This is a genomic window from Mucilaginibacter sp. (assembly GCF_025362475.1).
Taxonomy (GTDB): Bacteria; Bacteroidota; Bacteroidia; order Sphingobacteriales; family Sphingobacteriaceae; genus Mucilaginibacter.
In genome coordinates this window covers 49,430-76,413 of record NZ_JANYGH010000063.1, presented here as the reverse complement: position 1 = coordinate 76,413, position 26,984 = coordinate 49,430, and the positions used below count along the sequence as shown (strand labels likewise).

At 42.9% G+C, this 26,984-nt stretch carries 26 protein-coding genes; 8 read left to right on the top strand and 18 right to left on the bottom strand.

Annotation, left to right across the window (positions count from 1 at the left end; translation table 11 throughout):
- Window positions 1-227: 227 nt before the first annotated feature.
- Entirely contained in the window at window positions 228-2,249 is a 2,022-nt protein-coding gene (locus Q0R88_RS21735) for an HRDC domain-containing protein (protein ID WP_295720376.1), read from the top strand.
- A gap of 47 nt (window positions 2,250-2,296) precedes the next feature.
- Here Q0R88_RS21735 and Q0R88_RS21730 read toward each other — a convergent pair whose 3' ends face one another.
- From Q0R88_RS21730 to Q0R88_RS21710, 5 genes are all read right to left on the bottom strand, one after another.
- The gene (locus tag Q0R88_RS21730) at window positions 2,297-3,211 is read right to left on the bottom strand and encodes a DJ-1/PfpI family protein (RefSeq protein ID WP_295720373.1); all 915 of its coding nucleotides are present in this window, start codon (window positions 3,209-3,211) and stop codon (window positions 2,297-2,299) included.
- A gap of 102 nt (window positions 3,212-3,313) precedes the next feature.
- Window positions 3,314-3,712 (bottom strand): DUF6010 family protein, encoded by a 399-nt coding sequence (locus tag Q0R88_RS21725; RefSeq protein WP_295720371.1) that lies wholly within the window; start codon window positions 3,710-3,712, stop codon window positions 3,314-3,316.
- A 16-nt stretch (window positions 3,713-3,728) separates the two neighbouring features.
- Window positions 3,729-4,160 carry a DUF2147 domain-containing protein gene (locus Q0R88_RS21720; protein ID WP_295720369.1) on the bottom strand — a complete coding sequence of 144 codons (432 nt, stop codon included), beginning with the start codon at window positions 4,158-4,160 and terminating at the stop codon, window positions 3,729-3,731.
- 72 nt (window positions 4,161-4,232) lie between these two features.
- Complete coding sequence (locus Q0R88_RS21715) at window positions 4,233-4,580, bottom strand: hypothetical protein (RefSeq protein WP_295720366.1); 348 nt, start codon at window positions 4,578-4,580, stop codon at window positions 4,233-4,235.
- Between the two features lie 34 nt (window positions 4,581-4,614).
- Window positions 4,615-5,787 (bottom strand): DJ-1/PfpI family protein, encoded by a 1,173-nt coding sequence (locus Q0R88_RS21710; RefSeq protein ID WP_295720364.1) that lies wholly within the window; start codon window positions 5,785-5,787, stop codon window positions 4,615-4,617.
- Window positions 5,788-6,187: 400 nt separating this feature from the next.
- Here Q0R88_RS21710 and Q0R88_RS21705 point away from each other — a divergent pair, with 400 nt between their 5' ends.
- Window positions 6,188-8,602, top strand: coding sequence for an FtsX-like permease family protein (locus tag Q0R88_RS21705; RefSeq protein WP_295720361.1), 2,415 nt, complete (start codon window positions 6,188-6,190; stop codon window positions 8,600-8,602).
- Between the two features lie 36 nt (window positions 8,603-8,638).
- Here Q0R88_RS21705 and Q0R88_RS21700 read toward each other — a convergent pair whose 3' ends face one another.
- Both Q0R88_RS21700 and Q0R88_RS21695 read right to left on the bottom strand, forming a co-directional pair.
- Window positions 8,639-9,556, bottom strand: coding sequence for a helix-turn-helix transcriptional regulator (locus Q0R88_RS21700; RefSeq protein ID WP_295720358.1), 918 nt, complete (start codon window positions 9,554-9,556; stop codon window positions 8,639-8,641).
- 18 nt (window positions 9,557-9,574) lie between these two features.
- A complete protein-coding gene (locus Q0R88_RS21695) occupies window positions 9,575-10,465 on the bottom strand; it encodes an NAD(P)H-binding protein (protein ID WP_295720356.1) in 891 nt (296 codons plus the stop codon).
- Window positions 10,466-10,607: 142 nt separating this feature from the next.
- On the opposite strand from Q0R88_RS21695, the gene Q0R88_RS21690 reads away from it, so the two are divergent.
- Window positions 10,608-10,961, top strand: a complete 354-nt coding sequence (locus Q0R88_RS21690) for a hypothetical protein (protein ID WP_295720354.1) — start codon at window positions 10,608-10,610, stop codon at window positions 10,959-10,961.
- Window positions 10,962-10,993: 32 nt separating this feature from the next.
- On the opposite strand, the gene Q0R88_RS21685 is transcribed toward Q0R88_RS21690, so the two are convergent.
- The 6 genes from Q0R88_RS21685 to Q0R88_RS21660 form a co-directional block, all read right to left on the bottom strand.
- A complete protein-coding gene (locus tag Q0R88_RS21685; protein ID WP_295720352.1) occupies window positions 10,994-11,374 on the bottom strand; it encodes a VOC family protein in 381 nt (126 codons plus the stop codon).
- Window positions 11,364-11,798, bottom strand: coding sequence for a VOC family protein (locus Q0R88_RS21680; protein WP_295720349.1), 435 nt, complete (start codon window positions 11,796-11,798; stop codon window positions 11,364-11,366). Before Q0R88_RS21680 ends, Q0R88_RS21685 begins: the two co-directional genes overlap by 11 nt.
- The gene (locus Q0R88_RS21675; RefSeq protein ID WP_295720345.1) at window positions 11,798-12,769 is read right to left on the bottom strand and encodes an ankyrin repeat domain-containing protein; all 972 of its coding nucleotides are present in this window, start codon (window positions 12,767-12,769) and stop codon (window positions 11,798-11,800) included. The genes Q0R88_RS21680 and Q0R88_RS21675 overlap by 1 nt, the downstream gene beginning before the upstream one ends.
- Window positions 12,770-12,845: 76 nt before the next feature.
- A complete protein-coding gene (locus tag Q0R88_RS21670) occupies window positions 12,846-13,304 on the bottom strand; it encodes a hypothetical protein (protein WP_295720344.1) in 459 nt (152 codons plus the stop codon).
- A gap of 54 nt (window positions 13,305-13,358) precedes the next feature.
- On the bottom strand, window positions 13,359-13,970 hold the full coding sequence (locus Q0R88_RS21665) for an alpha-ketoglutarate-dependent dioxygenase AlkB (protein WP_295720341.1): 612 nt from the start codon (window positions 13,968-13,970) through the stop codon (window positions 13,359-13,361).
- 8 nt (window positions 13,971-13,978) lie between these two features.
- Window positions 13,979-14,251 (bottom strand): hypothetical protein, encoded by a 273-nt coding sequence (locus Q0R88_RS21660; RefSeq protein WP_295720338.1) that lies wholly within the window; start codon window positions 14,249-14,251, stop codon window positions 13,979-13,981.
- 103 nt (window positions 14,252-14,354) lie between these two features.
- On the opposite strand from Q0R88_RS21660, the gene Q0R88_RS21655 reads away from it, so the two are divergent.
- From Q0R88_RS21655 to Q0R88_RS21640, 4 genes are all read left to right on the top strand, one after another.
- Window positions 14,355-15,086, top strand: coding sequence for an Error-prone repair protein ImuA (locus tag Q0R88_RS21655; RefSeq protein ID WP_295720336.1), 732 nt, complete (start codon window positions 14,355-14,357; stop codon window positions 15,084-15,086).
- Window positions 15,087-15,139: 53 nt separating this feature from the next.
- On the top strand, window positions 15,140-16,591 hold the full coding sequence (locus Q0R88_RS21650; protein ID WP_366087754.1) for a DNA polymerase Y family protein: 1,452 nt from the start codon (window positions 15,140-15,142) through the stop codon (window positions 16,589-16,591).
- Window positions 16,592-16,604: 13 nt separating this feature from the next.
- A complete protein-coding gene (locus Q0R88_RS21645; RefSeq protein WP_295720330.1) occupies window positions 16,605-19,802 on the top strand; it encodes an error-prone DNA polymerase in 3,198 nt (1,065 codons plus the stop codon).
- Between the two features lie 431 nt (window positions 19,803-20,233).
- Window positions 20,234-21,685 carry a sensor histidine kinase gene (locus tag Q0R88_RS21640; RefSeq protein WP_295720328.1) on the top strand — a complete coding sequence of 484 codons (1,452 nt, stop codon included), beginning with the start codon at window positions 20,234-20,236 and terminating at the stop codon, window positions 21,683-21,685.
- Window positions 21,686-21,708: 23 nt separating this feature from the next.
- On the opposite strand, the gene Q0R88_RS21635 is transcribed toward Q0R88_RS21640, so the two are convergent.
- Entirely contained in the window at window positions 21,709-22,572 is an 864-nt protein-coding gene (locus Q0R88_RS21635) for a universal stress protein (protein WP_295720327.1), read from the bottom strand.
- Window positions 22,573-22,894: 322 nt separating this feature from the next.
- On the opposite strand from Q0R88_RS21635, the gene Q0R88_RS27215 reads away from it, so the two are divergent.
- A complete protein-coding gene (locus tag Q0R88_RS27215; RefSeq protein WP_366087768.1) occupies window positions 22,895-23,131 on the top strand; it encodes a helix-turn-helix transcriptional regulator in 237 nt (78 codons plus the stop codon).
- Window positions 23,132-23,276: 145 nt separating this feature from the next.
- Here the strand turns inward: Q0R88_RS27215 and Q0R88_RS21630 are convergent, their stop codons facing one another.
- From Q0R88_RS21630 to Q0R88_RS21615, 4 genes are all read right to left on the bottom strand, one after another.
- Complete coding sequence (locus Q0R88_RS21630; RefSeq protein ID WP_295720324.1) at window positions 23,277-23,453, bottom strand: hypothetical protein; 177 nt, start codon at window positions 23,451-23,453, stop codon at window positions 23,277-23,279.
- A 254-nt stretch (window positions 23,454-23,707) separates the two neighbouring features.
- On the bottom strand, window positions 23,708-24,100 hold the full coding sequence (locus tag Q0R88_RS21625; protein WP_295720321.1) for a response regulator: 393 nt from the start codon (window positions 24,098-24,100) through the stop codon (window positions 23,708-23,710).
- 396 nt (window positions 24,101-24,496) lie between these two features.
- Complete coding sequence (locus Q0R88_RS21620) at window positions 24,497-25,987, bottom strand: SusD/RagB family nutrient-binding outer membrane lipoprotein (protein WP_295720318.1); 1,491 nt, start codon at window positions 25,985-25,987, stop codon at window positions 24,497-24,499.
- Window positions 25,988-26,000: 13 nt separating this feature from the next.
- Window positions 26,001-26,969 (bottom strand): hypothetical protein, encoded by a 969-nt coding sequence (locus Q0R88_RS21615; RefSeq protein WP_366087751.1) that lies wholly within the window; start codon window positions 26,967-26,969, stop codon window positions 26,001-26,003.
- Window positions 26,970-26,984: the final 15 nt, after the last annotated feature.

Genomic DNA, 26,984 nt, shown 5'->3' with positions numbered 1-26,984 from the left:
CCGAAGTCAATTCTTTGCTCCCGTTAAAAGAATCACAGTATTTTTTTAATAAAGAATTAAAAAACTAATAATTTTAGCATTAATTTGCATTCGGTCTAATCCCTTGCGGGAAAAACAAACACCGGCAAACGAACTTTCACAAAAAAAAAAGACTTCCATGTAGGAAGAAATTTTAAGTTGCATGAAATGCCACAAACAAATTTTATGCTAAAATTGCAACAGAAAAGATGGATACAATTAACCCGGTGATGACTTTGGCTTTGGATTATGTGGAATCCACCAATACGGTTGTTTTTCTTACAGGCAAAGCTGGCACAGGTAAAACAACCCTCCTTCAATATATCAGGCAAAACTCAAAAAAGAAAATGGCTGTTGTAGCCCCTACCGGTGTGGCGGCTATCAACGCGGGTGGTATGACCATCCATTCTTTTTTCCAAATCCCTTTTGGGCCAATCATCCCATCAAGAACTTCCCGGCCGGAGTTGCATTATAGCCCGGAGAAAAAAGAACTATTATTTAACCTGGAACTACTAATCATCGACGAGGTAAGTATGGTGCGGCCAGATGTATTGGATCATATTGACCTGGTGTTGCGCAATGTAAAAGAATCCGCTTATCCTTTCGGTGGTGTTCAACTCCTGCTCATTGGAGACCTTTCGCAGCTGAGCCCAATTATCAGGGACGAGGAGTGGATACTGCTGGGCCTTTACTATTCAACCCCCTATTTTTTTAGTAGCCTGGTGTTGCAAAAAACGCCCTATGTCCGCATCGAACTGGATCATGTATTCAGGCAAAAGGAACAGGCATTTGTTGATATTTTAAACGAGGTTAGAAACCAAACTATCAGCCCCGAGAACCTGGAGCTTTTGAACGCGCGGTACCAGCCAGATTTCCGCCCAACAGCAGAAGACCCCTATATTACGCTCACCACGCATAACGGGATCGCTCAGCAGGTTAATAACGAATTTGTTGAAGCGTTACCGGGAGAAGAATTTGAATTCAAGGCTACAATCCGCGGAGAGTTCCCCAAGGATGCTTATCCAACGGAAACTATCTTGAAACTCAAGATCGGGGCACAGGTTATGTTTGTCAAAAATGACAGCTCTGCAGAAAAGCTTTTTTATAATGGAAAAATAGGGACCATTACACAAATAGAAACCGACACGGTATTTGTGCAGTGCGGTCATGAAAGCCGGGAAATAGCGGTACAGGCATTGGAATGGACAAACATCAAGTACCAGTTGGAAGGAGAACAGATTAATGAAAGCAACGCAGGCAGCTTTGCCCAGATCCCTTTAAAGCTGGCCTGGTCTATCACCATACATAAAAGCCAGGGCCTGAGTTTTGATAAAGCTATTATTGATATAAGTGAAGCTTTTGCCCACGGCCAGGCTTATGTGGCTCTTAGCCGTTGCCGAAGCCTTGCTGGGATGGTGCTCCGCAACCCCATATCTCCACATAATATTATCGGCGATCCGGCCATCGTACATTTTAATGAGCAGGCCAAACTCATTAAACCCAACCAGGAGCGATTGATAGGCGACAGGGAGTTGTACCGGCAATTCCTGCTGACAGAGATGTTTGATTTCGGCGGCCTTCAAAACAGGATTGGAAATTTCAAGGACCTTATCCCAGGTTTTCAGGAAGATATTATAGACGTATCCAGAAAATTTGTACGGCAAATATCAGCCCACAATGCTGAACGTGTACAGAAAGCTGCAGAATACTTCCTGGCAAAATTAACACTGACTACCGAGAGCCTTCATACCCAGCTCCCCTCCTACATTAATCAACCGGGTGCTATTAAAGAAAAGGCAGCCAAGGCAGACCAGCTGATTCAATGGATCATGACAAAAATTACTTTAATGGAACATTTTTCTAAAGAAGAATTTAATATTATTACTTACCTTAAAGTGAAAAAGGACGCACATGCCGGCGCAGTTGCTGATCAGTCCCAATCATACGTCAGGGCCCTGAACGCCAAACCAAACGAAAAGCTTTTTAATCAGCTGCTCGTATGGCGGGATTCAGAAGCTCAAAAAAACAACATCATGCCGAATATGGTAATCTCCGAGAAGACGATGGCCTCAATAGCCGAAAAACTCCCGGCTACACTTAAAGCACTTGGAACAATTAAAGGAGTAGGGCAACAAAAATCAACACAGTATGGCCAGGAGCTTATTGCCATGATCCGCGTTTACCAACAAGAATTGTCAGGCGTTGAATTGGAACAAAAAAGTTTATTTTAGTATATTAGATTTAACATAATTGGCACCTGCCAGTTATATACCGACGCTCAATTTTTTAAGATCCTCTGTAACTGCCTGGCTGTTTTAAATCCACATTTGGCAGCGATATATTCAATGGTATATTCGGGATTGTTAAGCATGGTGTTAGCATATTCTTTTCGCAAAAGCGTATGGTATTCCAATATAGTAGACCCTGTTTTTTCTTTAAAAACCCTGCTCAGGTTTCTTGGGCTCATATTAACCAGCGATGCAAGTGTTTCTATGTTATTTTCTGCGGATAGATGATCAATCAAATAATCCTGTACCTCATGCACCAGCGGGTTGATATGGTTGCGGTAATCCAGGTAAATGCTTTGTTGTTTATGCTTGCCACTTCTGCGGTGATAAACCACCAATCCCCTTGCTACTTTATGAGTAAAAAGCGGGCCTTTAAAATCTTCAAGAATAGCTAAGGCCAGGTCAATGCCGGCACTTATTCCGGCACTGGTGTATACGTTATTGCTTTTTATATACAAAATATCATTTACAACTTTTGCCTGTGGAAATTGTAATTGTAATTCCTTTACCCTCCTCCAATGCGTGGTACATTCGGTATCCTTTAATAAACCAGCTTTGCCCAAAGCAAAAGCGCCGTTGCAAATAGAACAAACAGTTACATGCATGTCTGAGCACTCTTTTAACCATTTGAAAAATGCCCGTTCTGCCCCAAACGCAATGCTATTAACATATTCAAAATCCATACCGGGTACAAAAACAAAATCCCCCTCCTGTAATAAAGCTTCAGTAAAATGCCTCAGCTTTCCAAATCCCAGGCCAGAAGTTGATACAGGATTGTCCTGGTAGGTATAAAATTCCATTTCTATCTCAAAACCATAAAATTTAGCTTCGGTAAAAACCTGCACGGGCCCGGCCAGGTCCAGCAGTTCAACAGTTGGGGGAATAATAAAAGCAATTTTTCTCATGATTTTTAAAAGCAATTTTCATAAAGGTAATACATAAGTGGGTTGCCGATAAGGCCATTTACCTGTCGGATACAGACAGATAGCTTTATAGAAATTATTTTATTACAAAGGAACTGATTTTGCATTTCGATATCTTAAAACAATCAAATAAAAACCAATTGTAAAATCAATGGATAAGCAAAACAGATCATAGTGAGGTGGAATTAAACTGGAGTAAGGGAACATACCAAAAACGAGGTCCCAGATGCCGTGCAGGAAATAACCTGCTGCTAAAATGGTCAAGCTTTTTTTTACTCCATAATAGGCAATAAAAAGAAACAGGATGGCCTGCACAGCAGTAATGATCAGCGAAGCTACAGTACTCCAGGTAAACCCAACATAAAGGAAGCCGATTCCTGACAGGATGAGTCCATAGATGAGTTCTTTATCCAAATGTTTCAAAATGTTAATAGTTAAAATAACTACAAGGCCCAAAGAAATGCCAATGATTAATGCGATCATGACTTGATGTTTTTAATTATTTAATGCGTTGAAAAAATTCCGTGCGTCCAAACAGGGAGATACCAACGTATCCGCGTACTTTCAGCATATCTCCGTTTAAGCTCATTTTGCAGTCGTAAGTCTTACCGCTTTCAGGATCATAAATCCTTCCTGAAGTATAAGCCCCGTCTTTGAAGGAGAAGCCGGTCAGCAATTCTATTCCTAACACGTTTCTCGTTTTTAAAGCTTCGTTTGGATTCTTACTGTCTTTCCGGGGCTGGGCTACCCAAATGGATTTCCCGAAATATTGCTCACCTTTCTTATAAATTTCAATTTTAGCATCTTTTTCAGGCGACCAGTATAAGCCTGTAATCTGATCTGCCACCTTTTGGTTTGTTTGCGCAAATCCGGGTAAGGAAACAGAAATTAAAATAAGTGAAGAAAGAATACCTGTTATTAAATTTTTCATTGTCTTTTGTGTTTTAATATAATTGATTGTTGATTGCATATTTTGTAATTACAGCGTTTTACTGCATACCGGTTAAGGGATATCACGTCTGTAGAATAATTTTCTGAAAGCGAAATGAAATATCTCACTATCGCCATACCGAACGGGGTAGGCATTGATAAAGGACCATCCTTCCCTGCCCATAAAATTCATGGCATCTATAATGGTGTTGAACTGTTTGATTTTTCCTTCCCAGGTCCTCAACCTGGTATCGCTCCAAAAATTTTTTTCATCGCCAAAATCAATATCGATAGTTACTTTATTGCTCAATAGTCGCGGTTTGGCTATAACCTGGCAAAACTGTTCAACCTTTATCGAATCTGTTTGTGCAAATGAATGCAGCGACCCCAGTATAAGTGCTATTATGAATATCTTTTTCATGATTGTTTTTATTTATTGATAAGCCTTTGTTTGTTTAATTATAGTCAAGCATCAGTTTCACAACTGCTTTGAATTTGTCGCCATATAGGTCACCGATCCGTGCAAGGCATACATTTATCGGGTACTGTTTTTTCATGTCATACCTGATAATATCTTTGTAAAGTGCCGTAATCGAAGCATTGTTGCCGGGCATCAATACATGCATCTCATCTACCTTCTTTGAATCGTTGCCGCCGGTATGCACCAGTGTTAATCCATACCTGGTTTGGAGAGTGGTATCGGTGAGTGTAAAACATTTGAAGGATTTGGGAAACGTGCGGCCATAGGTATCAAGAATACTTACCAACTCAAATTCATTCATGCCATCCTGTAAAAGCAATCCCAGGTTGCGGTTCTGTTTCAAAATAACTTTATGGGCGATGGTGAGCACATTGCCAAACTTAATGGCATCACTCTGATGAGCGGTCAATATCTCCGGGTGAGGATAGTGAATGTCCGCAGCTACAACCTGCATCATTTTACTGCCGAACAGGTCATTAATTACCGTTAGGCTGCCTTCCACCGCGTTAGATACTCCGGCAGTGCTGTACAGGTTGCCACTATGCGCAACATTCACCTGCTTTATCCATTGCGGTTTGCTGAAATGTGATTTCAGCATGTTAAAATCAGAGGCATGGCAGGTAATAGGCTTACCGTCAAAAAGCCCGGTAGCGGCTGCCGTTGAAGCGCCGTCACATACAGCGAGGATCTTCGTAACGGGTGTGAAGTGACTTTTTATAAACGAAATGATTGTGGGGTCTTGTTTTTCATCACGTATAGATAAAGCCGGGATAACAATCACATCAGCAACTAATTTAAGGGAATCTGCTTCTTTGAAAGTCAGCTGCGGGAGTATAAAAAGGTTTCTTTTGATGAGCACGGGAGCTCTTTCCTTGGCAACAATGTATACATTTAATTTACCGGTTGCGTTAAACAGGTAAAAAGGTGCCAGCATATCAAACATTTCTGTCACCTTGTTATCAGCGATGATGAATACTGTTTTCTTAGTTGCATCGTATGATGGTTTTTTCCAGTCAAACTTGTTGTTACCTACATAAGGAGGAAACTGCCCGAAAGCTATGATAGGCTGAAAAAGTAAAACGAGAACAACACCCGCAACAACAACCGTTGATAGGGAAATGATAAATACTTTCTTAATTTTTTTCATTGTGATTAATTGATTAATAATTACATCACAAAGGTGTAGCGAATGACGACGAAAATTAAGACAAGCAGATGTCAGATACGGACAGGAAAATAAGTGAGGCTTTTAGATGTAAGTGCAGGTTTATTCAGACCTGTATAGTTCATTTTAGGACTAACAGAATCCACTGTATAGTATTTACAGGATTTACTCACAAATCGGTATAGCTATTTCCAGACTGGTCACTGTATAGTTTATTGGATCAGCCTGTTATAAAAGCGAACAACAGATGTTCGCTTTCGATACATCCCCAGATCAACAAACAAAACAAATAACTAATAATCAATAACTTAACCAATTGGCACCATATTTAAAATAACATATTTAAATACTTCCTTTTCAGTCTCGTTTAAACCATAACGTCATGATAAAAAACTATCTAAAAGTAGCCTGGAGAAACCTGGTCAGGAATAAGGTTTCTTCCCTGATCAATATAGGCGGCCTTGCCGTAGGTATGGCCGTGGCCGTGCTCATCGGCTTATGGATATGGGATGAATTGTCTTTCGATACCTATCATCAACATTATGATCGCATTGCCCAGGTCAGGACGCGACTCATTGATCCGCGTACCGGGGATCCTGCTATGAACTCTTCGCTTCAGTTCCCGATGGTAACCGAGCTTAAAACCAACTATAAAGATAATTTCAAACACATTGTAATGGCTTCCTGGGATGTTGACGATATCCTGGCGACAGGTGATAAGAAACTTTCGAGAAAAGGTTTGTTCATGGACCCCGACGCGCCGGAAATGCTGACCCTGAAAATGATCTATGGCTCCCGGACAGGCTTAAAAGATCCGCATTCGATCATGCTTTCCCAATCAACTGCCAAAGCTTTCTTTGGCGATGCGAACCCGGTGAACCAAATGATGAAGATCAATAACAAATTGGATGTTAAGGTTACAGGTGTTTACGAAGATCTGCCATTAAATACCCAGTTTAAGGATCTTAAATTCCTGTCCCCTGCCGAGTTGTGGATCGCTGATAACCCATGGATAAAAGAACGGGCCTTGAACGACTGGCAGAACCATTTCCTAAAAATTTATGTGGAGATTAATCCAAATACTGATTTTGAAAAAGTTTCCAGGAATATTAAAGATGCCGAGCTAAAAAACCTCGCTGATCTGAAAGAACAGGCTAAATTAGATCCGCAGGTTTTCCTGCAGCCCATGCGGAACTGGCACCTGCATAGTTATAAACGCGGCGTTCCAGATACCGGACCGCTTCAGTTATTGTGGCTGATCGGCGTCATCGGCGTATTTGTATTGCTATTGGCCTGTATCAATTTCATGAACTTAAGTACAGCGCGATCTGAAAAGCGCGCCAAGGAAATAGGTGTCAGAAAGGCCGTCGGCTCTATGCGGAAACAACTGATAGGCCAGTTCTATAGTGAATCTTTTCTGGTTGTGGTATTATCTTTCCTGGTGTCGTTGGTTCTGGTCAGTTTGGCCTTGCCCTGGTTCAATGATCTATCGGCCAAACAGGTGATCATACCATGGCAGAATGCCTATTTTTGGGTAGCAGGCATTGCATTTGTTTTGCTGACCAGTATCATATCAGGAAGTTACCCCGCACTTTACCTGTCATCTTTTAACCCAGTCAAGGTATTGAAGGGAACATTCCGCGTTGGACGGTTTGCGTCCATTCCCCGCAAGGTGCTCGTAGTTGCGCAATTTACAGTCTCGGTGGCTTTAATCATCTGCACCATTATCATTTACCGGCAAATCCAGATTGCCAAAAATCGCCCTGTGGGTTATACACGCGATGGCTTGGTCATGATCCAAAAAAAATCCAGTGATTTTGATGGTAAATATGACCTGTTACGATCAGAACTTAAGAATACAGGCGCCGTAGCCGAAATGTCTGAATCATTTGGCAGGGTTACTGAAATTGCATCCGGTAATGGAGGGTTTAAATGGAAAGGCAAAGATCCCAATTTGGATGATCAGTTTGGCACCTTACCTGTAAGTTTTGAATATGGCAAAACAGTCGGCTGGCAATTTGTGAAGGGGCGTGATTTTTCAAGGGCCTTTACCAGTGATTCATCGGGCATCGTCATTAATGAATCCGCTGCCAAATACATGGGATTGACAAACCCGGTCAGCGAAAATGTAAGCTGGAAATTCCAGGACCAGCCACTAAAGCATTACAAGATCTTAGGTGTGGTTAAAGATATGATCATGGAATCGCCTTATGAGCCCATGTATCCAACAATATTTATGATTAAAGGCCATGTACCTACATCATTGATCAATATCAAAATCAACCCCAAAATAAGCGTTAACAAGGCCTTGCCCAAAATAGAAGCTGTTTTCAAAAAGATCATCCCGTCGGCGCCATTTGAATATCAATTTGCCGATGAGGAATATGCGGCCAAGTTCGCAGCTGAAGAACACATTGGCCGTCTTGCTACTGTTTTTGCTGGTCTCGCCATTTTAATTTCGTGCCTTGGTCTTTTTGGCCTGGCATCATTTGTAGCCGAACAACGCGTCAAGGAAATTGGTGTACGCAAGGTATTGGGCGCGTCAGTGTTTAATCTTTGGGGGCTGCTTTCAAAAGATTTTGTGCTGTTAGTGATGATAGCTTACCTTATCGCCTCCCCTGTCGCTTATTATTTTATGCACCAATGGCTGCAGCATTACCACTATCGATCCGAAATATCCTGGTGGATATTTGCTGTAACCGGCGCCGGCGCCATGGCAATCACTTTACTCACTGTAAGCTATCAAAGTATCAGGGCTGCATTGGAAAACCCGGTAAAAAGTTTGAGGAGCGAGTAAAGTTGCGGGAAGACAAGTTAATACCATATTAACAGGCTAGTTAAAAGTGTTCCTGAATTCCAAAGGCGAAAGGTTGGTTTTTGTCTTGAATAACTTACTGAACGACTGCGGATGTTCAAAACCTAATTCGTATGCAATTTCACTTACTGATAAATCTGTAATAGATAGTTTTTCCTTTGCTTTTTCTATCAGTTTATCGTGTATGTGTTGTTGGGTACTCTGGCCTGTTAATGTTTTAAGCAATCCACTTAAATAACCGGGCGATACATTTAATGAATCGGCAATATATTGAACGGTGGGCAATCCTTTTTTTATTAAGGAATCGCTGTTAAAATATTCGTTAAGAATATCTTCCAAACGATTCAGGATATTATGATTGGTGATTTTCCTTGTTATAAACTGGCGATGATAAAACCGGTCGGCATAATTGAATAACAATTCCAATTGAGCGATAATGATGTCCTGGCTAAATTTATCAATGTTTGAATGATATTCCTGCTGAATGTTTTGCATAATGCCTGCAATTGTTGTTTCTTCTTTCTCTGAAAGAAACAGGGCTTCATTTACCGAGTAGTCGAAATATTCGTATTGCTTTATGGTTTTGGCCAAAGACGTATTCCACAAAAAATCGGGATGAAGCAATAACATCCATCCCGATTGTTTTAATGTTGAATCCTTCTCCACCTCAATTCTAAAAACCTGGCCCGGTGATATAAAGAACATGATACCTTCATCAAAATCATATTCCTGCTGGCCATATTTCATTTTGGCATTAAAATTCCGTTTAAGGGCAATGGAATAAAAATCCTTAACTAAACTTGTTTCATTAGCCGGCACCTGCTTAACCGATTCTAAATTTATTACACTGATTAACGGATGTTCCGGCTTAGGCAATTCCCTAAACTGATGAAATTCACTTATCGTTTTAATCCGATGAGGTTGGATATTTGCCATATTTCAATATACTTGTTTTTATTTAAAGGCGGCAGCAAATTCTTTTGCAAAATCTGTGAGCTTTACTTTACCCATAACTGCCGGCTTATTGCGGTAATAATCCTCTGTTAATACACCGTTATGCTGGCTTGCATACATTTCAACTAAACCGGCAGCAATGCCGGGCTGCATTCCGGCCGCTTCTAAACCACTTTGCATTTGTTCATTGGCAATAATTATCCATTTTAAACCAGGCTTACCCATAGCCTCGCCTAAGATACTTGCTGTTTCGTTACCGGTAAGTTCATCGCTTGCCACATACCGTACTTTTCTGCTCAAGGGTGATGTTTCAAGTTCTTCAGCAATCGCGGCAGCAATATCTATTGGCGAAACCCATATTAGCTCATCATCTGCACCATAATTTGCTGCAATAACGCCGTCCTTTTTCATCATAGCTACAAAGCTGTACAAATTGTAATAGAAACCAACGGGACGCATGTGCGTGATGGCAACATCAGTAAGCTTATTTAGGGTAACCTCTACATCATGATGAGCGAGAATGATACCTGAATCCTTAACTAAATGAGCACCAACGCTACTGAGGTGAACCATACGCTTTACGCCCGAAGCCTGGATAGCACCGGCATAGTTGTTGCCGATTCTGTGACAATATGCCATTAAATCAAGCTTTTGATCAAAGTAATTAGCTGGCGGTACCATGGTGTACACGGCGTCGGCGCCTGTAAAAGTGTCTGTAAGAAAATTAACGTCTTCTAATGAGCCGATGGCTGCGGCAGCACCCAATGCTTCGATATCTTTCTGTTTTTCAGGATTGCTGCTGATAACAGTAACCGCATGTCCTTTTTGCACTAATTCTATTGTCAGTGGCTTGCTGATGTGCCCTAACGAACCTGTTACTATAATTTTCATTTTTCTGTTTTTTGATATTGCAAAGTTGCGCCATAGCAAAACAGCAGATGTAGCCATATCTACTGTTGTTGTAGCCAAAAACGGTTTTGATCAGATTTGTGTATTCTGTAGTATAATATGTATTTTAGATAAAAAACAGTAAATGAAGTTTTTATCACTCGAACCATTTGTGCCTTCAGGCAGCAACTTTGAAGGCTCACGGGAATTTTTCCAGGAATTGGGCTTTCATATTAACTGGGAAGTGGATGGTTACATTGGCTTTCAGCGGGATGAATCCAGATTCGTTCTTCAGAAATTTGATAACGTTGAATTTGCACAAAATTTTATGCTCAGTGTGAAAGTCAGCAATGTTGAAGAATTCCGAAAAAGCGTTCTTGAAAAAGCACTACCTCAAAAGTACGGTATCCGTATCGGGCAGATCATCCAGCAGCCCTACGGCATGGAGGTTAATATCATTGATATTGCCGGAGTTTGCTGGCATTTTGTTGAACAATAACGGTTATTACACGATAAATATAATCCCTTCTATTAATTATCAGTTTGATCCTCTGCCGATTCACAGTTCGTATTATGACCGATACGCAGAATATGCCCATCAGGATCTTTCACCAGCATTTCGCGCATGAACCAGGGCTTGGTGTCCGGTTCGCTTAAAATTAGTGCGCCTTTGGCTTTGATGGCCTGGTAATATTCGTCCACATTGTCCACGTTCAAACAAAGCCATGTTCCGGGATGTCCCTGATCGCCTTTACAAAAGAAAATCGTTGTATCACCAATTAACACTCCGCCAAATGTAGGTGGATCATCCCAGGTCCATTTTTCTTCAAATCCCAGCACTTCGGTATAATAGTCCAGGCTGCGCGTTACATCATCTGAGTAAAGTACAGGTATAACAGATTCAATTTTCATCTTTTTTCCATTCACTATATTTGGTTTCTTCCAAAACATCGGTAAGGCTTTCAAATTCCAGCCGGTAACCGTCCGGGTCTTTCAACCCTACCACCCACATGCCATTCCCCACAAAAGGCTCTGAGATGCTTAAGCCTTTTTCCTTAAACTCGTGATATAAACCCAGCGCATCGGCGCATTGGTAAGATATCGTTACGCCCCCGCCGGGTGGCGCTAACTGATCTGCATTTCTGTTGCGCGGCTCCTGTAGCATGATGGACACAGCATCTCGCTGCAGCCAGCACCATTCAATTTTCCCCCTTGGAGTCCACTCATTGGTAAGCTTAAAGCCCAGGCCATCCCGGTAAAACCGCAGAGAAGCCTCCATATCGGCCACCATAAAAAAAGGCACTGCCAGCCGGATGTTTTGCGGGTTAGTTTCCATTATAGATTCTTTAATCGTTCTTCAATTGCCGCATGACCTTTCCTCGTTGCCCAGGCTAAGGGCGTCGACCAATCAGCACCGGAACACCCGGGATCTGCACCCTGTTCCAGTAAATAGTTCACTATGTGCAGGTGGCCCCAGCGGGCAGCCATCCCTAAAGGCGTCGACTGGTATTCTTCTTCAATCGCATTGATCTCCGCGCCATGGTCAATCAACAACTTCGCCTTGGCAATATCCCCATTTTGCGCCATGTCATGCAAAATAGTAACATGATGCCAGCTCATGGTATTGGGGTTCATCCCTTTTTCCATCATATAGGTTGCCCCGTCCAGTCGTTCAAAATAGTATTTCTGCGTCCACTTCAAAATATCCGGCACTTTTGCCCCATAAGATAGCAACAGATCGGCCATGGAACGATTATTGGTTTTTGCGGCAAAAGTAAGGATGCCTTCGCCCCAGAAATAGGTTTCATCGAGTGCAAATTCAGGATGATCTTTTAAAATTACCGCTGTTTTTATAAGATCGTTTTGATCTACTGATTTTTGAAACTCCAGCTGGAGTTTTGTGCGGTTAAAAAATATTTTCCCGTTATCACCCTTATATTTATGACGCCCGGGATGAGCCGCATATTCTTGCAACAACCGGGCAATTTCGTCATGGCCGCGATCTGCCGCAATGGTTTCGAGACTGTCCCGAAAGGGATAAATTCTATAGGTTGGATCATGCGCCCCATTATCCAGTAAATAACTAACGATAGCTACATGTCCTTCGCGAACGGCAAAATGGATTGGCGGGGTATAATTGTACTGCGCATAGATCAGCTCCGGACATTCGCTGACCATTTGCTTTACCCTTTCCAGGTCACCATCATGACTGGCCATTAGAATTTCCCATACCTTGTCTGTAGTGGACAACACCTTATTGGCAACTTCCATAGGTAATCCCAGGCTCATTTCATGGGGTCTTATCATGGTTTCCACATTTTGAGATTATTATTTAGAGATATAGCCCCCCACCTATCGCGAACCTTAAAAAGCGGGACCATCTTCATACGTTATGTTCCAGTTTTGCGGCCAGCTTCCGGAGTTCCGGTGCAGATGTTTTGCCGGTTAGCTTATTAACCTTCAGGGTAATCACCTGGTCCTTTTTTCTGAAAATGATGAGGTAAAAATGCTGCTTATCGGTATGAAAAAAAGCCTCATCACCCAAGCCGGTTATTTTTTCCTGCCCGGGCATACCAACATTACCGGCAACAATAGCGGCATAAGCCTTTTGCGCAGCTGTTATCACCGGATATTGGGCTGACAAATAATATAAATGCGATAGCGTATCGGCAATGGCCACATATGTATACCGCTGTTTGGATACGCCATTTTTTTCCTCACCGGAACTGGCACTCATACGCGCAGTTTGGCCCAATACCTTTTCTGCATCGGTAACCGATATTTTCGGTACGTCTCCATAGAAACAGGTTATCAGCAGCAACAAACAGGTGATGGCTTTCATACATTTAAATTTAGGATTTAAATCACCGAAAATAAAATTTCAGGAAAAAATACGTCATATAACCGTCCGGAAAGTGAGGTTGACCCGCGCCTTCATAGGTTTAATGGATTTGGCAATACGATGTTCCCAATGTTCCTGCAAACCTGCTTTCATCAACAGAAACGAGCCATGCTCCAGCCGAACCGAATATTTTTCACCATGGTTGGCTTTGTTCCGAATATCAAAACTGCGCACCTGTCCAAAACTAACCGAGGCTATAACAGGGTTGTTGCCTAAAACACTTTCACGGTCGCTATGCCAGGCCACAGAATCATTGCTGTCGCGGTAATAATTGAGCAGAACACTATTAAATTTAATGCCCACCAGTGGCTCTATCTTAGCTTTGATCATCAGCAATTCAGGTGTCCACAGATTGGGTTTGGTTTGAGTAAGCGATGCATAGTCATATACTTCCGGATCGCCATACCAGGCAGTCAGTCTTGGTGTAATAACTTCTTTGTCGTAAATTTTCTGTATCCGCTGTTGCCAGGGAGTTGCTGCAATAAACTTACTTAATAAAGAATTGCTTTGTTCTTCATCAAACAAAGCAGGCATATACTCCAGCAGTTCCTTTGGTAATCCCTTACTTTGCCCCTCCTCGGGAAAAAAACACAATTGCTCCATCATCCTTCTCCTTAAATCCTTTCTACATAATTGATAATAAAATCCGCAACCTGTTCCTGTTCCGCGATAGATAGTATATCGCCATCATAGATCCAGAAACCCTGTGCGTCAAATAAAATGCAGCCGAGGTCATCAGGCCTTTCTTCAAAAGCGGTATACAGCTGATAACATTGGGCTGCTTTTTTATGCGTCGGATCGGGCACTACCCGTACGACTTCATCAGGGCCGCTTTTGCGCTTTACAAAGGCTTTGGCCTCCCTGGTCAGATAGTTATGCGTAATCATTTTAACTGTTGTAAACTTTTTTTCAAATATAAATAAAATGCTAATATTTTTAGTATTAACTTTGTAGTCCGCAGGAATTTCAGGCGAATAAGATGTAAAAGACATGCAGGAAACCCAAAAGGATATGATCAACCGTTTGCAAAAAGATATTTTGCGATGGCAGGGTTTTGTTCCGCCTGTAGCGGATAAGCCTGGTGGTATTGGCCTGGGACCATTGGAATCCGCATTCCCCAATGGCGTTTTCCCTGTGGGTAATATACACGAAATGGTTTGCCCAACGCCGGAACAGGCGGCCGCAACCAGCGGACTAATGTCGGGCTTACTGGCTTTCCTGATGCAAAAAGGTGGCGCATGCCTGTGGATCAGTACCACAAGAAAACTTTTCCCTCCCTCCCTTGATGATTTTGAAGTGCAGCCAGACCGGTTAATCTTTATTGATGTTCAGCGCGAAAAGGATGTACTCTGGGCCATGGAAGAAGCATTGAAATGCGAAGGGCTGGCAGCAGTTATTGCCGAAGTCAGGGAAATAAGTTTTGCCCAATCCCGCCGTTTGCAGCTGGCGGTGGAAAGCAGCAAGGTTACAGGCTTTCTGCTACGCAACGATCCACGTAAACTGGGTACAACTACCTGTGTTGCCCGCTGGCAGATCACGCCATTGCCAAGTACGGTGGAAGAAGAATTGCCGGGTGTGGGCTTTCCGCGATGGCAGGTAGAACTGCTGCGGGTGCGGAACGGCAATCCGGGCAGTTGGAAGCTGGAATGGGTTGACGGACACTTTGTGCCGGTTGACGAAGATATTATGATGAATGAATTACCGGAACGAAAAGCCATATAACCATGCAAAGTCGCTTTCTTTCTCTATGGTTTCGTCATTTGACGACGGACTGGGTGACGATCCGGCAGCCGGAACTGAAAGATGTGCCCTTTATCCTGGTAGCGTCCGAACGTAACCACATGGTGGTTACAGCCGCTAATAGCTTAGCAGAAGCACAGGGCATTACTGTAGGTATGGCGGCGGCGGATGTGAAAGCGGCCATACCGGGCCTCCAGGTTTTCGATGCGCAGCCGGGCCAGTCTGCCAAAATACTCAAACAGGCCGGCGAATGGTGTATCCGTTATTCGCCGCTGATTTCGGTTGATTTGCCCCAAGGCTTAATTTTAGATATTTCGGGCTGTGCGCACTTGTGGGGTGGTGAACGGGCTTACCTTAAGGAAATTGTAAACCGCATCAGAAGCAAAGGCTATGACGTTCGTGGCGCGATGGCTGACACCGTTGGAACAGCCTGGGCCGTGGCACGTTTTGGGCGGATAAAACCGATCATTGAGCCGGGCGATCAGGCGAATGCCTTGTTACCCCTCCCGCCGGCTGCATTGCGCCTGGAACCGCTGATCCTGGAGCGGCTGCAAAAACTTGGTTTTTATACAATCAAAAGTTTTATAAACCTGAAACGTTCAGCAGTGCGCCGCCGTTTTGGGGATAATTTCCTGCTGCGTTTGGACCAGGCCCTTGGTAACGAGAACGAACCCTTGCAAGTATTGCACCCGGCAGAACCTTATAATGAACGCCTGCCATGCCTGGAGCCGGTTCGCACCGCAACAGCAATAGAACTGGGTATTAAAACACTGCTGAGTAACCTTTGCAAACGACTACAGGCTGAAGGTAAAGGCTTGCGGACAGCCGTCCTTAAATGCTATCGCCTGGATGGTAAAATCGTAGATGCCACTATCGGCACCAACCGGGCTTCGCATAACATCAATCATCTGTTCAAATTGTTTGAACTTAAAATACCCCTGATTGAGCCGGATCTGGGTATTGAACTGTTTACCCTGGAAGCGCCAAAAGTGGAGGAAGTATCGCCCGATCAGGAGATCCTGTGGTCGCCAGAGGGCTGTGGCCTCGCTGATACCAGTTTGGCAGAACTGCTCGACAGGCTGGCCAATAAAGTTGGCGCTGGCAACATACGCCGCTACCTGCCGCAGGAACGTTACTGGCCGGAACAATCCATTAAAAAAGCCGGTTCACTTGCAGAAAAGCCCACAACTACCTGGCGAACCGGGCGTCCAAGGCCATCGTTGCTGTTGCCACGGCCCGAGAAGATAGAAGTGACCGCGTTGCTGCCCGATAATCCCCCCATGCTGTTTATTTATAAAGGCGAGCGGCATACGATCAAAAAAGCCGATGATGCTGAACGCATAGAACGCGAATGGTGGCTGGACACTGGACCACACCGCGATTATTATGTGGTAGAGGACCACGAAGGCCGGCGCTACTGGCTGTTTCGCTCGGGCCATTATTCGGATGAGGGGTCACAATGGTATATCCACGGATTTTTTGCTTAAACAACATCTTATTATGAGGTACGCAGAATTACAGGTAACCAGCAATTTTACATTTATGCGGGGTGGTTCGCATCCCGATGAACTGGTAGAACATGCGGCTGACCTTGGCTATACCAAAATCGCGATCACTGACCGAAACAGTATGACGGGAGTTGTACGTGCGCACCAGGCCGCAAAGCTGAAAGGCATAGGTTTTATTCCTGCCTGCCGCCTCGACCTGCTGGATGGCCCCAGCCTGTTAGCATACCCTACAGATATTACCGCCTGGGGCAGGTTATGCGCTTTATTGACATTGGGCAACCTGCGTACCGAAAAAGGCAAATGCGAACTCTATAAAAAAGATGTTTATGCTCATGCCCAGGGTATAAAATTTATAGCTGTGCCGCCCACAAGGCTGAACAGGAAGTTTGATTTTGACGATACTTTTAAAGCTGACCTTGCGGAATATAAGGCTATTTTAGGTGCAAACCTTTACCTGGCTGTAAGCCGCTCCTATAGTGGCGATGATGCCAAGCGCTTTTACAGGTTGTCACAATTGGCTGTTCCTATGGTAGCCACTAATGATGTACACTATCACGAATCTTTACGCCGGGAATTACAGGATATACAAACCTGCGTACGGGAAAAATGTACCATCCATAACGCCGGGTTCCGCCTGCATGCCAATGCCGAGCGCTACCTGAAACCTCTTGATGAACTGGAGCGTTTGTTTCGCCAGTATCCTGATGCTATCGCGCGTACACAGGAGATTGCCGATGCCTGTACTTTCTCACTGGATACTTTAAAATACCTCGAACCGGAATGGGTGAGCCCGGATGGCCGTACTTCAGATGAACACCTGCGGGCGCATACAATGGAAGGCGCCCGAAAAATATTTGGTGAGATCATCCCGAAAAAAATCACGGAACAGGTTGATTTTGAGCTGGCATTTTTTGCGAGGCGGAAGCTGGCTCCTTATTTCCTGCGGATTTATGAATACACCCAAAAAGCCGAGCAATTGAATATCCTGCACCAGGGACGCGGTTCGGCAGCCAATTGCACGGTTTGTTTTTGTTTGGGGATCACGCCGGTAAATCCTACCAAATCCCGGCTGCTGTTTTCCCGTTTTATGTCTGATGCCCGCGACGAATGGCCTGATGTTGACGTGGATTTTGAACATGAACGCCGGGAAGAGATTATCCAATGGATTTATGAAACTTACGGCCGGGAACACGCGGCCATTGTAGCCACAGTGACCCAGGAACGGCATAAAGGCGCGATCCGCGATGTGGGTAAAGCAATGGGCCTATCAGAAGATACGATCAAACGCTTATCCGGTGCAATCTGGGATTTTTCAGAAGAGGCTTTTGACCGGCAGCGGATCATTGAACAGGGACTAAACCCGGATGACCCGCACTTACACAAAGTTTTGGAGCTGACCGAACAGTTGATGGGTTTCCCACGCCAGTTAGGGCAGCACACAGGCGGGTTTGTGATCATGCAATGCAAGCTTTCTGATATCTGTCCTGTTCTGAACGCCCGCATGGAAGACCGTACACAACTGGAATGGAACAAGGATGACCTGGAAGCGCTGGGGATTTTGAAAGTGGATGTACTGGCTTTGGGAATGCTGACCTGTATAAGAAAGGCGTTTGTGCTGTGCAAGAATCATTACAACCTTGACCTTACACTGGAGAATGTGCCGCAGGACGACCCGGCCGTTTATGATATGATCTGTCATGCCGATACGCTTGGCGTCTTCCAGATAGAGAGCCGTGCACAAATGTCTATGCTGCCCCGGTTAAAGCCGAGATGTTTTTATGACCTGGTGATCGAGGTGGCTATCGTACGGCCAGGTCCAATACAGGGCGACATGGTACATCCTTATTTGCGCAGGCGCGACGGCATAGACCCCATAGTATATCCATCTGAAGAACTCAAAAGAATATTGGGCCGGACATTGGGCGTGCCGCTTTTCCAGGAACAGGCTATGGAGATCGCTATTGTGGCGGCAGGCTTTACACCGGCGGAAGCCGATCATCTGCGGCGAAGTATGGCGACTTTTAAAGCTAAAGGTTTGGTGAGCCAGCATCGCAAAAAGTTGGTCGATGGCATGGTGGCCAACAACTACGACAAGGAATTTGCAGAGCGAATATTTAAACAATTGGAAGGTTTTGGCAGCTACGGTTTCCCGGAAAGCCATGCCGCTTCGTTTGCCCACCTCGTTTATATTTCCTGTTGGCTTAAATGGCATCACCCCGATGTTTTTGCGGCGGCCTTGCTCAATAGCCAGCCCATGGGGTTCTATCAACCGGCAGAGATTGTGGATGATGCCCGCAATCACGGCGTAGAGGTGCGCCCGGTGGATATCAACCACTCCCAATGGGATAATATATTAGAAGAAAAAGCGGGTAAATTTTTTGCCTTACGATTAGGCTTCCGCCAAGTAAAAGGATTAAATGAAGAGGAGATGCAATCCCTTGTTGCCGGGCGAAGTAGTGGCTATACCAGTATCCACCAATTGAGTGATGCGGGTATACCACAAGCCGCTATCGAAAACCTGGCCGACGCGGATGCCTTTCGCTCTTTAGGGCTGGATCGCCGCGAGGCTTTGTGGGAAGTACCCGCACTCAATGACAAGCCAATTGGGTTATTTACCGGGCAGCCATCCGAAAGCGCGCTCGAAACACAGATCAGTCTGCCATTCATGACCCAGGCCGAGCATGTTGTACATGATTTCGCTACCACGGGGCTATCACTCAAAGCACATCCCGTAAGTTTTGTACGGGGCCAGCTTGACCTTCTGCGCGTAACACCTACCGGGGAAATAAAAACGATGAAAAATGGCGATCCTATCAAAGTTGCCGGGATGATCACCGTCCGTCAGCGCCCCGGCACAGCCAAAGGAGTGCTGTTTATCACCATAAAGGATGAAACCGGTTTTTCTAACCTTGTTGTGTGGGAAAAAGTCTTTGACAAATACCGCAAGGAGATCCTGCAATCCCGCTTACTCATGGTGGAAGGCAAATTGCAGGTGGAGGGCGAAGTACTACATGTGGTTGTCCGCCGCTGCTTCAACCTCAATAAATTACTGAACGGCCTGACCAACGCCGATAATGATGATCTACCGTTAGTCCCCCTATCCCGATCCGACGAAACAACTGCACCCGCACCCCAAAAACGCGACCAGTCTGCTCAAGATGTCTTTTACAAAGGCAGGAATTTTAGATAATTAGTTTTTATTTATTGAATTAATGCCAGCCCTGATCTTTATAAACAATTATCATTTGGCAATTCAATTTTTAAAACTACAAACACCTGAAAGCTGCCACACAAAAGAATTAAGTGTTATTAAAATTCAATGATTAGATCAGTTTAGGCTCGTCTATTTAATTGTTAGCTTTGTAAGATGAAGGATCAACAGGAAGTACCCGAGTGCTTGATGTGGGCATCAAGGTTATTTTATAAGCATGGATACAAATCAAACGTTAAAAATTAGAATTACGGATAAAAAGAATATTGCAAAGGCTTTATTAACAAGTAGACTTGATTACCTTTCGTTAAATAGATTCATAACCTTTGCATAGTCAACAACACCTAATTTTTAATATATAATATATACATTTTTCCATTGTAGCTTACGCAAGCTCATCTTTACTTTACATGCAAACTAAACTCGAACTCTACCAAAAAGTTATCCCCATAGCTCATTTGGGTATATGGGAAGTGAACCTGGCCAAAGGTGAAATTTATTGGAACGCCGTTGTTCGGGACATTCATGAAGTAGACCAAGATTTTTCTCCCAGCCTTGAAAAGGCAATAGAATTTTACGAAGATACTGACGCCATTAGGCGATTAATGGATGATGCCATAAAAACAGAAAATCCTGAAGTGGTCGAATTAAAACTGACTACTGCAAAAGGAAACGTTAAATGGGTTAAGGTTAGAATAAAGGCCGATTTCGAGGACGGCAAATGTACTGTCATGTATGGCTCTATAGAGGATATCACAACGCAGGTTAACCTGGTGAGTAAACTGGCAGAACAGGAAGAACAATTTCACCAGGCATTTGATTACGCGCCTATAGGGATGGCCCTTGTATCTACAAAGGGAGAATGGATTAGGGTTAATAAAATGTTGTGCCAGATTTTGGGCTATAATGAGCGAATTTTATTAAAGCTAACTTTCCAGGACATCACGCATTCGGATGACCTGGATATTGATTTGCAACAAATGTATCAGCTATTAGATGGCAAGATCACTGCATATCAAATGGATAAGCGTTATTTTCATATTGATGGCGGTATTATATGGGTCTCTTTAAATGTTACTTTGGCCCGCGATCAGCAGGGAAAGCCACTGTACTTTGTTTCCCAGATTAAAGACATTACAGACCATAAGAGGATGGAAATGGAACGAAGCCGGGCAATGGAAATCATTAGCGCGCAGAACAGCCGCTTGTTAAATTTCGCACATATAGTATCACATAACCTGCGGTCACATGCCGGTAATATACAGATGTTGACAGAAATGATTTTGAGCGAAGAAGACACCGCCGAAAGAGATAGCCTGATTGGGATGCTTGGTATAAATGCGGTTAATTTGCAGGATACACTTGTGCATTTGAATGAGGTTGTTGATGTACATGCCAGTGGTAAACATAGGCTGAAAATGCTAAATCTTGCTAAAGAAATTGAAAAAACGACGGGAGTCTTGTCCGGATCATTAAAAGCTGCAGCGGCAAAGCTTTCTATTGAAGTATCACCAGAAATTGAATTTGAATTTGATCCTGCTTATCTGGAAAGTATCCTGCTTAATTTATTGACCAACGCCATCAAATACCGCAACCCCGAAAAGTCGCTAAAAATCAATATAAATGCTAAAAGGTTAAAAGATCAGATCATCCTGAGATTTAAAGACAATGGTATGGGGATAGATATGGTTCAAAATGGCAATAAACTTTTTGGGATGTATAAAACCTTTCATGGCAACGATGACGCACGCGGAATAGGCCTGTTCCTGGTTAAAAATCAGGTAGAGGCTATGGGAGGAAACATCATAGCAGAAAGCATTCCTGGCGAGGGAACTACATTTATAATTGAATTCAGGAACTAAATAGTATAAAAAAAACTGAATGTTTAATCCATTTTAGCGGAAAATACCAGCAGAGGTATTTTTTGTTTATCCAGTGCCTGATGGGCAAGGCTTTGTTTCAACATCCGTATAAAAAATGAATGTTTGTGGTGGACGATGGCAAGCGCATTTGCTTGTTCTTCTTCACATAAGTGATTGAGCCTTTCAACCACCTCTTTCCCCTTAACATTTTTAAAAGTAATATGCGGATAGTTTAGTGCAGCCACTTGCTTCATAAACTCTACTTCCCCTTCGTTTGTTGCCGTTCCGAGACTTTCTGATGGCATGATATGCACCAACTCCAACTTTGTATTGAACAGTTCACCAAGTTTTACCAGGTATTGGAGGCTTTTAATATCTTCAGGACTAAAGTTGCTTGCAAACACTATTTTGCCAAGCTGTGTTAACTCCATTTTTTCCCTTAAGATCAAAACCGGGCAACTGGCGTGCTCAATTACAGCATAGGTATCACTGCCAGAAAAGATGTGTTCAAAAGCATTGTCAGATCGCGACCCCATCACAATCAACCCAATGTTTTTCTGTTGAACAATTTCATTTACAAGCTCTCCTAAATTTCCTTCCCGGCATAAGGTGCTAATGGCTGGTTTAAATTGCTCCGGATGTACTTTGTTGATCAATGGCTCCAGATGTTTCTGAAAAGTCTGGATGTTGCTTTCGCTATGATCTTCCCAATAAGAGGGGGACTCTCCTCCCCATGGCGCGCCGATATAATAATTGCTCACCGGGATAGTTTGATAAGCATTAAATAATAAAACATCAGCATGGATCATTACGGCAAGATTCAGTGCGGATTGAGCTGCATGAGCAGCATTGTCAGAAAAATCTGTCAGAACAAGGATCGTTTTCATAATTATCAAAATTTATGTAAATCCACCTGGTATTGTGCAGCCGGGTCCTGCCATCAACTGTCGTGATCTGGGTAAGTTTAAATTATCTATTGCAACGTATTCATGGATCAGGATAGGTTTTGAAGCTTCTGTTCTGCAATCATTATTTTATATTAATCACCTGTTCAGAACGAGTTGGCTTCGTATACAAATATGCAGTTTATATCAATTTAAAAAAATGATTTCTATCACTTAATCACTTGGTTTATAACGGATAGCGACCTACAAATATTATCTACCTGCAGAACCTTGCGGGCAAAAAATCAGTTAACCTGTTTAGCGGCTGTATCACAACGCAGATTATTTTTCGCGCCTGTTTTATGAAAATACCGGAGAGCGGCCATTAAGCTATATACAAGTCAAACGAATAGAGCGGGCGCAATTGTTACTTACTACCACCAACCTGTCTTTTTATGACATAGCAGCCGAAACAGGCTTCGAGAATTTATCCTATTTTTCAAGGATCTTTAAAAAGATTACCGGGCAACCCCCAGGTGCTTATAAAAAAACAGCCTGGTGATGTAAACCACGTTACCGATGTTGATCGTTAAACATTAAAAACCGTACGGGCATTTAGTTGAAGTCAAATAGTCACTGGCTTTCTTTGATACCTGCGAATAAAACAGTTGAATCGCACCACTTTAATTTTAACAAGTAAAATTTAATTAGTGTCTCTTTGTTCTTAAACGTTCCCATCTATCCAACGCTTCCTTTTGAAGTATTTTGGTATGCTCTATCGCGATGGCCTGTTCATCTTTTTCGCAAAGTGGCCAATCGGTAGCCAGATGTATTGCAGGCTTTGCTTCATCTTTTTCTTTGCTTTTATCTTTGCTGATTAACATGGTATAAAGAATTAAAGCGCTGGTAAACAGTGCATGGTTAAACGAGAATGGATTTGTGACCGCTTATTTGATCTCGATTGACTGATCAAAATATTCATTTCCTTTTTTATGGCGATGATAATTTTCAGCCTGCCATTAGCATGTGCAGGTTCGATACTCATTATCATCTTATACTCCCCGGAATTTCCTTTGATTAGACAAATCATCAATGCGGCAATGACCATTAAAATGGGCTGACTAACTGACTCAAGTATTTATAACGTCAGTTCGGTGTATTTCTTTTTTCGCCTATGCCATGTTAACTGTTTCCTAACTACGTAGTAAAGCTGATCCAGGTCAAACGGTTTTTTAAGATAGTCATCAAAACCCAGTTCCCGGTAATGTACATCAATTTGATCATCGCAGCTTAAAGCGACCACTGGCAGGCGCCGGAAATGCGCCTTGATCCACTGGCAAACCTGTTTACCCGAATGATTAAAAAGCCAGCAGTCAAGCAATACAAGCCTTGGGTGATGACGCCTGATCATGTCCAGGACGTTATCATTGCAGTCGGTTAAACTGTAAACCCGAAAGCCCTCCATTTGCAAGGCCTCAGTGACTGCCTCCAAAGTACCGAGATCATTCTCTTGTACCAAGATCGTTTCCATAGACTTTATTTTTTATCAATAAACAATAGAATCACCGGTAAAATAGCATGGGTGTTGATAGATTATAAAAGTTATAATTTAAACGAAGTGCCCGCCCGGTTAGTATATAATTAGGGCAAAAAATAACTCCAAATTAAACCAGATTAACTTTTAATTATGTGAGGTAATATACCAGGCAATGAAAGCACTTAAATGAGCAATTTCGATCAATACAACGCTCATTAATCTACTAAATAAGTTAAAAGAAGGATATTGAAGATTTATCCAATAAGGGCAAAAAGTGATCGTTTCTTTTTATTCATTCCGCCGAAAGGAAATTTTAATTTTCCAAATAAAAGGGCCGGATCAATTTTACCTGATCCAGCCCTTTTTATTTATTGTGCAATATCAATTTGCTTATTTATCCCACCAAACCCTGGTATCCAATGCATCAGGACCTTGACGTGAAATAACATTATTATAATTAGTCAGATTTAAATCATGCTCTGTTTGCGGATATTGCTGCCTGCGCGGAATTTTCTGACCCGGACTTAATGATCCCGGAACAGGATCAAGCAATTTAGGCAAGCCTGTTCTGCGGTATTCCGCCCATGACTCCCAGCCATTACTTAAAAAGCCGGCGATCCATTTTTGCAGTAATATTTGTTCAAGAGCAGTGTTAGCCGAGAACTTTATCGAAGCTTGCGCCAGGTAAGTTGCAGCATCACCTGCACTTATACCATTCTGCGTTAAAGACGCGGTTATACCCTGGTTGTAAAAATCAGCGGCAGCGCCATCGCCGCCAGCAATCCAACCTAAATGAGCAGCCTCAGCCTCCGTAAATAATACCTGGGCATAGGAAGTCCAGATAGTTGGAGAATCCTGATTTGATACAGTCAGGCCTATTAATGATACATTACCCGGTTTATCCCTGGTACCTGCGCTATAATCACCAAGTTTATCACCATAGGTGCCATAAGGTAAGCCAACGTAGGTTTTAGATACTGTTGGAGCAACGTAAACCGGTAAACGGGGATCATTAAAACCTTGCAATGTATTTACTACCAAACTACTAACCGCATAATCATAGCGATTACGATAGTTATTAAAATATGGATTTTCGTTTGTTTGTGCTGCCAAATAAGTATAAGATACGTTATCCTCGTTTGATATCATCAACCCACCGGCAACTGCTTTTGCAAATTCGGTACGACCTGTTGCCGGATCTACCTTTGACAACCTTAAAGCCATGATAGCGTGCAATGAGTTTGCCCAGTGTTTCCATTTATTGTTGTTACCATGAAATAGAATATCACCTGTTAATGCCGGCCCGTCATCGAATTGCTTTTGGGCTTCATCCAGTTCTTTCATTAAAGATGGATAGATGTCCTTTTGAGCATCAAATACCGGTGAAAAATTAGCTGATCCGCTTAATGCCTGGGTGTAAGGTATATCTCCCCACCTGTCGGTCATAGTCAGATAGATAAATGCGGTAAGTATACGTGCCGAAGCAATCTGGTTATTATTTGAACCGTATCTGGTTGTTGTTTCCAGACTTTTCTTCGCCGGGTCTGTATTTACAGTAATAACCGTTTTCAGATCCTGTAATGGTCCTGTGTAGTAGTTTTGATAATCGTATTGTTTTAATGAAAACAATGACTCATTGGTGTAAAACGTTTCAGACAAGTATTGCGAATATAACTCGCCCGCGAAGGAATTGATATTAGTTGTGGCGCCAGCTCCGTTTACACCACCCAAAAACTGTATGGCGCTGCTTAGCATATAGCCCGTTTGAGCATTTGGCGATTGGTTGGGATTAACGTTTACATCGCCCCCCACTTTACATGAGGACAGGATAACTACACCGGCCCCAATAATATATTTACTTATATTGAATATTTTTTTCATGATTTTGAGCTTATTAGAAAGTTAGTTTAAGGTTGACGCCTAAATTTCTTGTGTTAGGCAACTGTCCACCTTCATAAAAAGATGTTTGCAGTTGTGACGGATCAACACCTTTAACTTTGGAATAAATTAACCAGGGGTTTTGCGCGGTTACGCCAAAATAAGCCGATTGGAATGGAAGTCTTCCCAGCATTTTTTTAGAAAATGAATAACCTACACTAACTTCTCTTAATTTAACATAAGAAGCATCAAATGTGTATTTTTCCCATATCTGGCTATATACCTGCTCATATAACTGACGCGTATTTACGTAGGTAGTATTAGGAGTACCATCTGCATGAACACCCTGTACCAGTGTACCACCGCCATTAGCTACGTCATTACGTACTGGATTTCCTTTTGCATTGTTTCCAACTGTTTCAGCTCCAAGTCCGGATCCGTTTAAGTTTTGCTCAGTAACAGAAACAAATTTTCCGCCTTTCTGAAAATCAAGAGAAAAAGCTACTACTACTCCCTTATAATTAAATGAGTTAGTAAAACCACCGGTATAGCTTGGCAGCATACTACCTAAATTAACAGAATTGTTTACTACAGGCATACCAGTTTGATCAACTACAATGTTGCCTTTAGTATCACGGGTGAAGCCTGAGCCAATGATTTGACCATAAGACTGACCTAATACGCCGTTAACACCAAAGCTTGGAGAACCAACAAATCCAAAGCTTTTTGCACCTGCAGCCTGGTTACCACCAGCAAGGCCATAACCGCCTGCACCATCAGGTGATACCTGTAAGCTGTTTATGCCAGGGAATATTGAAACTACTTTATTCCGGTTAAACGCAACGTTGAAATCTGCATTCCAGGTAAATTCTTTTGTTTTTACCGGCGTGCCGCCCAATGTTATTTCTATACCGTTATTTTTAATTTCACCTGCATTAATTACCGCAACCGAATAACCTGAAGTTCCGTTAACTGGTAATGGCAATATCTGGTCTTTGGT

Excerpts from the sequence above, each read along its gene's own strand:
- Q0R88_RS21735 (WP_295720376.1), top strand. The coding sequence starts at position 228 with ATGGATACAATTAACCCGGTGATGACTTTGGCTTTGGATTATGTGGAA.
- Q0R88_RS21730 (WP_295720373.1), bottom strand. The coding sequence starts at position 3,211 with ATGAGAAAAATTGCTTTTATTATTCCCCCAACTGTTGAACTGCTGGAC.
- Q0R88_RS21725 (WP_295720371.1), bottom strand. The coding sequence starts at position 3,712 with ATGATCGCATTAATCATTGGCATTTCTTTGGGCCTTGTAGTTATTTTA.
- Q0R88_RS21720 (WP_295720369.1), bottom strand. The coding sequence starts at position 4,160 with ATGAAAAATTTAATAACAGGTATTCTTTCTTCACTTATTTTAATTTCT.
- Q0R88_RS21715 (WP_295720366.1), bottom strand. The coding sequence starts at position 4,580 with ATGAAAAAGATATTCATAATAGCACTTATACTGGGGTCGCTGCATTCA.
- Q0R88_RS21710 (WP_295720364.1), bottom strand. The coding sequence starts at position 5,787 with ATGAAAAAAATTAAGAAAGTATTTATCATTTCCCTATCAACGGTTGTT.
- Q0R88_RS21705 (WP_295720361.1), top strand. The coding sequence starts at position 6,188 with ATGATAAAAAACTATCTAAAAGTAGCCTGGAGAAACCTGGTCAGGAAT.
- Q0R88_RS21700 (WP_295720358.1), bottom strand. The coding sequence starts at position 9,556 with ATGGCAAATATCCAACCTCATCGGATTAAAACGATAAGTGAATTTCAT.
- Q0R88_RS21695 (WP_295720356.1), bottom strand. The coding sequence starts at position 10,465 with ATGAAAATTATAGTAACAGGTTCGTTAGGGCACATCAGCAAGCCACTG.
- Q0R88_RS21690 (WP_295720354.1), top strand. The coding sequence starts at position 10,608 with ATGAAGTTTTTATCACTCGAACCATTTGTGCCTTCAGGCAGCAACTTT.
- Q0R88_RS21685 (WP_295720352.1), bottom strand. The coding sequence starts at position 11,374 with ATGAAAATTGAATCTGTTATACCTGTACTTTACTCAGATGATGTAACG.
- Q0R88_RS21680 (WP_295720349.1), bottom strand. The coding sequence starts at position 11,798 with ATGGAAACTAACCCGCAAAACATCCGGCTGGCAGTGCCTTTTTTTATG.
- Q0R88_RS21675 (WP_295720345.1), bottom strand. The coding sequence starts at position 12,769 with ATGATAAGACCCCATGAAATGAGCCTGGGATTACCTATGGAAGTTGCC.
- Q0R88_RS21670 (WP_295720344.1), bottom strand. The coding sequence starts at position 13,304 with ATGAAAGCCATCACCTGTTTGTTGCTGCTGATAACCTGTTTCTATGGA.
- Q0R88_RS21665 (WP_295720341.1), bottom strand. The coding sequence starts at position 13,970 with ATGATGGAGCAATTGTGTTTTTTTCCCGAGGAGGGGCAAAGTAAGGGA.
- Q0R88_RS21660 (WP_295720338.1), bottom strand. The coding sequence starts at position 14,251 with ATGATTACGCATAACTATCTGACCAGGGAGGCCAAAGCCTTTGTAAAG.
- Q0R88_RS21655 (WP_295720336.1), top strand. The coding sequence starts at position 14,355 with ATGCAGGAAACCCAAAAGGATATGATCAACCGTTTGCAAAAAGATATT.
- Q0R88_RS21645 (WP_295720330.1), top strand. The coding sequence starts at position 16,605 with ATGAGGTACGCAGAATTACAGGTAACCAGCAATTTTACATTTATGCGG.
- Q0R88_RS21640 (WP_295720328.1), top strand. The coding sequence starts at position 20,234 with ATGCAAACTAAACTCGAACTCTACCAAAAAGTTATCCCCATAGCTCAT.
- Q0R88_RS21635 (WP_295720327.1), bottom strand. The coding sequence starts at position 22,572 with ATGAAAACGATCCTTGTTCTGACAGATTTTTCTGACAATGCTGCTCAT.
- Q0R88_RS21630 (WP_295720324.1), bottom strand. The coding sequence starts at position 23,453 with ATGTTAATCAGCAAAGATAAAAGCAAAGAAAAAGATGAAGCAAAGCCT.
- Q0R88_RS21625 (WP_295720321.1), bottom strand. The coding sequence starts at position 24,100 with ATGGAAACGATCTTGGTACAAGAGAATGATCTCGGTACTTTGGAGGCA.
- Q0R88_RS21620 (WP_295720318.1), bottom strand. The coding sequence starts at position 25,987 with ATGAAAAAAATATTCAATATAAGTAAATATATTATTGGGGCCGGTGTA.